This window comes from Blastomonas sp. UPD001 (genome assembly GCF_003426715.1).
GTDB lineage: Bacteria > Pseudomonadota > Alphaproteobacteria > Sphingomonadales > Sphingomonadaceae > Blastomonas.
In genome coordinates this window covers 1-7,302 of the sequence record NZ_QKVT01000004.1, presented here as the reverse complement: position 1 = coordinate 7,302, position 7,302 = coordinate 1, and the positions used below count along the sequence as shown (strand labels likewise).

The following is a 7,302-nucleotide window of genomic DNA, read 5'->3' as shown; positions in this document are numbered from 1 at the left end:
GCGACGGTGCAGCATGGCGGGATGGACCGGATCGAGCTGGTCCCGCGCCTGACGGTTCCGCCCTCGGTGCCGGTGCCGTTCGAGCCGGAACCCGAATTCCGACCCTTCTGCCCCGAGAACAACCGACGCCTGAGCGAGTTCGTGCTGCCCGAGCCGCTGCCGCTGCGCTTTGGCGTGCAGATGTGCACGATGGTATCCGCGCCGCAGGATCGCGACGGGTTGGTCCGCTTCTATGGCGCGGGGGCCGATTTCACCGCCGCGCCCGACTGAACGCAAAAGGGGGCGGGTCCCGCCTCACCGGACCCGCCCCCTCTCGTCATCTGCACCCTTCCGGGGGCGACCACATACGCCCCCGGGTCCCCCAATGCAGATCAGAAGTCGAGCAGCATGCGCACGCCATAGGTGCGCGGTGCGCTGAACTGCCAGTTGTAGATGTCGTCATTGCCCGCCGCGGTGAACGCGGCATAGGTCAGCGGCTGGTTGTCCTCGAGGTTGCGGGCGAACAGCTGGATACCGAACTTGCCGGTCTCGTCGCGCCATTCGAGGGTGGCGTCGGTCTGGAAGAAGCCGCTCTGGCGCGAGTCCCTGAAGTTGAACACGTCCATGAAATAGGACGACTTGAAGCGCGTGAAGATGCTGGGGGTCAGCGTGCCCGCGCTGCCCAGATCGAACACATGCTCATAGCCGGCCGCAACCACCCATTTCGGCGCCAGCGGCGTGCGGTTGCCCGCCAGATTGGGCTGGACCACCGGGTTGGTCGTGATGTCATTGTCCAGATCGCCCAGGCCGGTGAGGCAGCCGAGCGTCGGATGCGTTTCAGAGGCGCAGAACACGGCATAGGACGCCAGGAAGTCGTCATATTCCGAGCTCAGATAGTTGATGCTCGCGGTGAAACGGCCCGCGTCGAACACCTTGATCGACGCATCGAGTTCCAGACCCCAGATGGTTGCGCCACCAGCGTTGAACACCTGGCCGCCGATGGTGTTGTCCAGCAGCACCGAAGCCTGCAGATCCTTGTAGTCGTAGTAGAAGCCCGAGAAGTTGATCGTGCTCGGACCGAAGCTCTTCTTGATGCCCGCTTCATAGGCGGTGTTGGTTTCCGGCGCATATTGGCCGATCGTGTCGAAACCGCCCGCCTTGAAGCCGGTCGAGACCTTGGCATAGAGCAGCGTATCGGTATCGGGCTTGTAGTTGAGGCCCAGCAGCCAGGTCACCTTGTCCGCCTTGGCGCGCAGAATGTCGGTCCGCTGCGGCGCGGCGGTGATGCGGCGGATGCCGGTGTTGAACAGCGGCGAACTGGGGTTGCCCAGGCCGCCCGGATAGAAGGGGAAGATGCCGGTGCGGCTGTCGTCGGTATAGCGCGCGCCTGCGGTCACCGACAGCTCCTCGGTGATCGGAATATCGACCTGGCCGAAAGCCGAATAGCTGCGGCTGCTGACGTCGCGGCGGAAATAGTTGATGAACGCGCCGTTGGCACCGGTCAGGAAGGCCGGCAGGAACGGAGGGCCATTGAACAGGCCGCGCTCGATGAACAGGTCTTCCTTGAAATAGAAGCCGCCGAACTGCCATTCGAAGCTGCCCGGGCTGCCGCCGTTGAGACGCAGTTCGTGGCTCTGGGTTTCGACATCGTTGGCGAAGTTCTTGAACAGGAAGGCCGGCGTCAGCGCGGCGTCGAACTTCTCGTCGGTGCGGCGATAACCGCCGGTATAGGTGAGCGTCGCGCCGTCGAAATCATAGGCGATCTTGCCGCGAACGACCTTCGAATCCTGCTCGTTGCGGCTGGGTGCGCGCGCCGAGGTGACGTAGTTCTTGCGGTCGATCGACGCGAGCGCGTTGGTGTTCTGCGGAATGCAGACCACGAAGCGCGGATCGGCGCCGATCCGCGCCCAGCCGTTCTGGTTGCAGCCCGGTCCCGGCACGAAATTGGCGTTGAAGCCCAGGCCGTTGTTGAAGTTCACGAAGGCGTTGCCGGCGATGATGTTGTTGACGGCGCTGACCTCGAACGCGAGGTCGATCGTCAGCGGATCGATCGGGTTCAGGTGCAGGCTGACGCGGCCCGCGCGGCTGTTGTCATTGCCGGTGCGCACGTTGACATTGGGGTGCCGGAAAAAGCCGTCGCGCTTCGAATAGGTGCCCGAGAAGCGGATGCCGCCGATATCGCCGATCGGCAGATCGACGCCGCCCTGCACCAGCACATGATCGAAATTGCCGTAGGAAGCGGCCAGGTTGAAGCCGAAATCATCGCCGGGCTTGCGGGTGATGAAATTGACCGCGCCGCCGGTCGCGTTACGGCCCTGCAGCGTGCCCTGCGGGCCGCGAAGGACCTCGACGCGCTCGAGATCGAACAGCGAGGCGTTCATCACGGTCGGGCGGTTGATATATTCGCCGTCGATATTGACGACGATCGAGGCGTCCTGCGTTTCGGCATTGTCGTTGGTGCCGATGCCGCGCAGCGTGACGCGCGTCAGGTTGGTGTCGTTGGTGATCTGGACCGCCGGAGCCAGGCGCTGGATGCCGGTGAGATCGCTGATCCCGGCCTTTTCGACATCTTCACCGCTGACCACCTGGATGGCGATGGGAACGTCCTGGACGTTCTGGACGCGGTTCTGTGCGGTGACGACGATTTCCTTGTCGGCATCGACTTCGGCAGCATCCTGCGCATGGGCTGGCGCTGCCAGCGCAATCGCGCCAACCCCCAGCATGAGCGCAGCACGAATGGCGTGTGAGTGCATCTCGGCAATCCTCCCCTCAAAGGTCCGCCTGCGGATCTGCCCGCTTATGACGGCGTGATTAGAACGACTAAAACTAGAATGATGATTTTATATATCAGCCCCGTCGTGTCAAGCTTTAGCCCTATCGATTGAAATTATCCCGAACAATCCATTTCATGAATGATGTGCACCCTGACCAGCGGAAAACTGCCGTTTTTTTGCGCTATGGTTGCATACGTAACCAGTCTGCCCCTTTGACATTCGCGCAACAGCCTATGCAAAAAATGCGTTGCCAAGCCATATCGCGCAGCTTTATACGAATCACCATTCTAATAAATAGCAGCCAGTCGGAGCTGCCAGGCGATCCAGGCCTCAAGGCTGATCGGTGCCGCAACATGGGAGAGAGACCATGTCCGGGACACGTTTGCGGTTTTCCGAGAAGCTGAGCTATGGCTTTGGCGATATGGGCTACAGCCTGCCCTACAACATGGCGAGCGGCTTCCTGCTGCTCTATTACGTTAATGTCGTGGGGTTGCCAGCTGCGGCCGTGGGCACCATTTTCCTCGTCGCCCGGCTGATGGACGCGGTGATCGACATGGGTGTCGGCATTGCCGTCGACCGGACACGGAGCCGGTGGGGGCGCACCCGCCCCTATTTCCTGTTCACCGCGCTGCCCTATGCGCTGTTGTTCGTCGCGACCTTCGCCGTGCCCGCCGGCTGGAACCAGACCGCGCAGCTCGCCTATGCCTTCATCACGTTCAAGCTGCTCGGCATCGTGATGAGCTTCGGCTCGATCCCCTATAGCGCGCTGCTGCCGATGATGAGCAGCGACCGCAGCGATCGCCTGAAGCTGGGCGGCATGCGCTCGATCGGCACTTCGGTGGGCGTCGTTCTCGGCACTGCAGCGGTGCAGCCGATCCTCGCGGCCTATGGCGGGGAAAAGCAGCCCGGCGGCTATCTCGCCGCTGCCGCGATCTTCGGCGTCCTGTCGATGATCTGCATCCTCGCCCTGTTCCGCAACTGCAGGGAGCGGGTGGTGGACGACGCATCCGCGCGCTTCCCCATCCTGCCGGAGATCGGCAAGATGCTGCGCAACCGCGCCTGGCTGGTCTCCTTCCTGTTCTGCCTCGTCTATTTCGTCCGCTTCGGCGGGATGATGGCGATTACCGCCTATTTCGCGATCGACGTGATGCGCGCGCCCTGGATGATCGGCGTGATGCTGCCGGCGGTGGCGGGCATGCTGCTGCTCTCGGCCTTTGTCGCCCCCACGATCCTGGCCCGCACCGGCATCCGCAACGGCTGCGTGGCAATGCTCGGCCTCGCCGCGCTCATGTTCGCCGTGCTGCCGCTGGTCGAAGCCCAGCCGACGGTGTTTCTTGCCATTTACATTGCCGCTTGCCTCGCCACGTCGGTCACCACCACCGCCGCCTTCGCGATGATCGCCGACACGGTCGACTATCACGAAGCGCAATTCGGCGTCCGCCGCGAAGGGCTGCTCTCGGCGGGCGTGAGCCTTGCCACCAAGGTCGGCATGGCGCTCGGCACGGCGGGCATCGCCTTCATCCTGGCAGGGGTCGATTATGATCCCGCGGCCGTCACCGATGGTGCGCGCGCAGCGATCCGGTGGACCTATTATGGCGGGATCATCATCCTGTTGCTCGTGCAGATCGGCGTCGTGCTGGCGTGGCCGACGGCGCAGCCCCGCAAGAACCCGTCCGGCAAGCTTGCCCTGGAAGGAGCCGCATGATGCGCAAGTCCCTGTTCGCCGCCGCCCTGATGGTCACTGCCGGCGCCGCCGCGGCGCAGGTCATCGTCACCGTGCCCTATCGCCCGCCCGAAACCGTGCAGCGGGTAACCATCCCGGTCAATCCGGCGGAAAAGCGGCTCAAGGTGCTGATCATCTCGGGCCGCAACAGCTACGAGCATGACTGGACCGGCGTGAACAACATGCTGCGCACGCTGATGACCGACAGCGGCCGCTTCGACGTGCGCGTGGTCGAGGATTTCGACCATGGCACGCTCGCGATGCTCAAGGCTTACGACGTGGTGCTGCTCAACTATTCGAGCCGCTGGAACTATGCCGATCCGGTCCAGCAGATCTGGTCGCCGCAGGCCTTCGAGGCGCTGTACGCCTATGTCCGCGAGGGCGGCGGCCTGGTCGCCTATCATTCCAGCTTCACCTGGGGCCGCGAGATTCCCGAATACAAGAAGCTGATCGGCGCGGTGATGGAACCCGGAACCAGCCGCCGCGCGCCGCCAGGGGCGTTCACCGTGAAGCTGGTCGATCGCGGCCATCCGATCACGCAGGGCATTCGCGAATATATCTGGACCTATAACGACGACATGTACACGAACATGTCCTTCGCGCCGGATGCGAAGATCCACGTTCTCGGCACGGCGCACGATGCGGCATCGGCCTATAACCCCAAGATCACCGGCCCCAAATATCCCGCCGCTGTCTATACGCCCGAAAAGCTGAAGGCGATGAAGGGCATCGATGCCGATCATCCGCAGCTCTGGGTGCAGGATTACGGCAAGGGCCGGGTCTTCTCGATCACCATCGGCCATGACGAGGTCAGCCTGCACTTCCAGCCGCTGCAGACGCTGATCCTGCGCGGAACCGAATGGGCGGCGACCGGCAAGGTGACGCTGCCGGTGCTCGACGAGGCGAAGGACTACTAAAAAAAGGGGTGCCCGTGGCCGGGGCACCCCGAGTGGGAAGCTCGTCGAAGCGGCTGGCCGATCAGGCGGCGAGCGCGCGGATATGCGTCAGCGCCGCGGCGGTATCTGTAGTGCTGGGGGTCAGTTCTAGGCCCAGCGCGCCGGTATAGCCGACGCTTTCGATCAGCTTGAGGATCGCGGGCCAGTCGATCTGGCCGGAGCCCGGCTCGCCGCGTCCCGGCGCATCGGCGATCTGGATATGGCCGACCAGATGCGCCACCCTGGGCAGCACCTCGAACGGATCCTCGCGCTCGGTGATCGAGTGGTACACGTCATAGAGCAGCTTGATGTGCGGGCTGCCGATCTTCTCGATCACCGCGACCGCGTCCTCGGTCATGCCGAACAGCACGCCGGGGTGATCGACCCGGGTGTTGACCGGCTCGAGCAGGATGGTGAGGCCATGCGCCTGCGCGGTTTCCACCACGCTCCCGATCGCCGTGGCGACGATGTCGAGCTGCGGCTGGCGCTTCATATAGGGCACCGCAATGCCGGAAGGGACGACGATATTGGTCGCCCCCAGATCGGCTGCCTCGGCTGCCGCCTGCGCGAACATCTCGCGGAAACGATCATGCTGATCGGCCATCACCAGCGCGATGCGCGGGTCGGTGACGGTAGCGAGCAGCTCGCAGCCCGTCTCGGCCAGCGCGGCCTTGAGGCTGGGGACGTCGCGGTTGCCGGTGGTGAAGATCTCCACCTTCCTGAAGCCCGCCCTGGCCGCAGCGGCCATGCGGTCTTCCAGCCGCTCGCCGGCTTCGTGGAACATGTATTCCAGGTTTACGCTGAGTTCGAAGGACATGAAACGGTCTTTCCTGGACGAAGGATCAGTACGCGAAGGTTTCGCTGAAGGTGCGATAGGGTTCGGGCGGGCGCGCCTCGAGCCGCTGCGCGCTATCGGTGCGGTAGGTGTTGTTCATCACCGTGGCGGGGCCATCGACCGGCGGCATGAACACCGGCTTGCCGTCCTCGCCCACGTACATCAGGTCGACGTTGAAAGCGTCATCCTGCGCGGCGGCGGCGAACGGAATCCAGCCCATGCTGTAAGGCGCGCGGGCGACCTCGAAGCAGTGGAAGTGCCAGATCTTCCACTCGCCGTCCTGCTTGATGAAGTCGACGCCGTATTTCAGATACACATTGTGCATCCACACCTTCTTGCCATTGACCATCTCTTTCTCGAACATCCAGGCGGGCATGTTCTTGGCATTTTCAGGCTCGACCAGCCCCGATTCGATGCCGTTGACGATCCACAGTCCCTTGGCGGTCTGCCCGTCGCCCGCGATCTCGATCATCGGGGTGGTGACGAAATGCATGATCAGCTTGCCGCGCGGTGCGGGGCGGCCCTGGTGGTACGAGATGATCTTGTCCCAGTCGGTATAGACGCCGAGGTTGGAATATTGCGCACGGACATCGGGCGTGCCCTTCTTCGCCCAGAGCGGGATGATGTCGGTGTCGCGAAAGGCGTTGTGCAGGTACATGTAACGCGAGAACAGATTCTCCACCTTGGCCCGATCCTGCGCCACCGACGCGGTCTGGCGCAGCGTGGCGAGTTCCTTCTCGAGCGCGGCCACGCGCTGATCGGCCGACTGCGCGCCCGCGGGAATGGCGAAAGCGCCGGCGGCAAGGGCCGCTGCCGCAGCGCCGGCCAGGAATTTGCGAATGGTCATGATGTCTCTCCCATGGGTTTATGTTGAAGCCACGCGACCAGGCCGACCAGACCCAGCAGCACGACGAGAACAGCGTTTTGCGGCAGGGCGTCGCCCTCTCCGCTCGACCAGTGCACGGCAGCCGCCGCGGCCTGGTTGACGATCAGCAACAGCGCGGCCCCTGCGGCCCAGAGACGCAGTCGGGGCAGCGCAAAGCCGAGCAGGATTGC

Annotated in this window: 6 protein-coding genes and 1 pseudogene; 3 read left to right on the top strand and 4 right to left on the bottom strand. The window is 63.6% G+C overall.

Annotated elements, in window-relative coordinates:
* Positions 1-270: pseudogene (locus DM995_RS17655) on the top strand (hypothetical protein); the annotation flags it as partial.
* A gap of 101 nt (positions 271-371) precedes the next feature.
* Here DM995_RS17655 and DM995_RS17650 read toward each other — a convergent pair.
* The gene (locus tag DM995_RS17650; protein WP_116970556.1) at positions 372-2,732 is read right to left on the bottom strand and encodes a TonB-dependent receptor; all 2,361 of its coding nucleotides are present in this window, start codon (positions 2,730-2,732) and stop codon (positions 372-374) included.
* 388 nt (positions 2,733-3,120) lie between these two features.
* Between DM995_RS17650 and DM995_RS17645 the strand changes: the two genes are divergently transcribed.
* Both DM995_RS17645 and DM995_RS17640 read left to right on the top strand, forming a co-directional pair.
* A complete protein-coding gene (locus tag DM995_RS17645; protein ID WP_116970555.1) occupies positions 3,121-4,458 on the top strand; it encodes an MFS transporter in 1,338 nt (445 codons plus the stop codon).
* Positions 4,455-5,393: a ThuA domain-containing protein gene (locus tag DM995_RS17640; RefSeq protein ID WP_116970554.1), complete on the top strand. Its 939-nt coding sequence runs from the start codon at positions 4,455-4,457 to the stop codon at positions 5,391-5,393. The genes DM995_RS17645 and DM995_RS17640 overlap by 4 nt, the downstream gene beginning before the upstream one ends.
* Positions 5,394-5,454: 61 nt before the next feature.
* Here DM995_RS17640 and DM995_RS17635 read toward each other — a convergent pair whose 3' ends face one another.
* The 3 genes from DM995_RS17635 to DM995_RS17625 all read right to left on the bottom strand — a co-directional run.
* Positions 5,455-6,228, bottom strand: a complete 774-nt coding sequence (locus DM995_RS17635; RefSeq protein ID WP_116970553.1) for a TIM barrel protein — start codon at positions 6,226-6,228, stop codon at positions 5,455-5,457.
* A 25-nt stretch (positions 6,229-6,253) separates the two neighbouring features.
* Positions 6,254-7,093, bottom strand: a complete 840-nt coding sequence (locus DM995_RS17630) for a nuclear transport factor 2 family protein (protein ID WP_116970552.1) — start codon at positions 7,091-7,093, stop codon at positions 6,254-6,256.
* A partial coding sequence (locus DM995_RS17625) for a hypothetical protein (RefSeq protein WP_502696615.1) occupies positions 7,090-7,302 on the bottom strand: 213 nt, incomplete at its 5' end. The genes DM995_RS17630 and DM995_RS17625, both read right to left, overlap by 4 nt.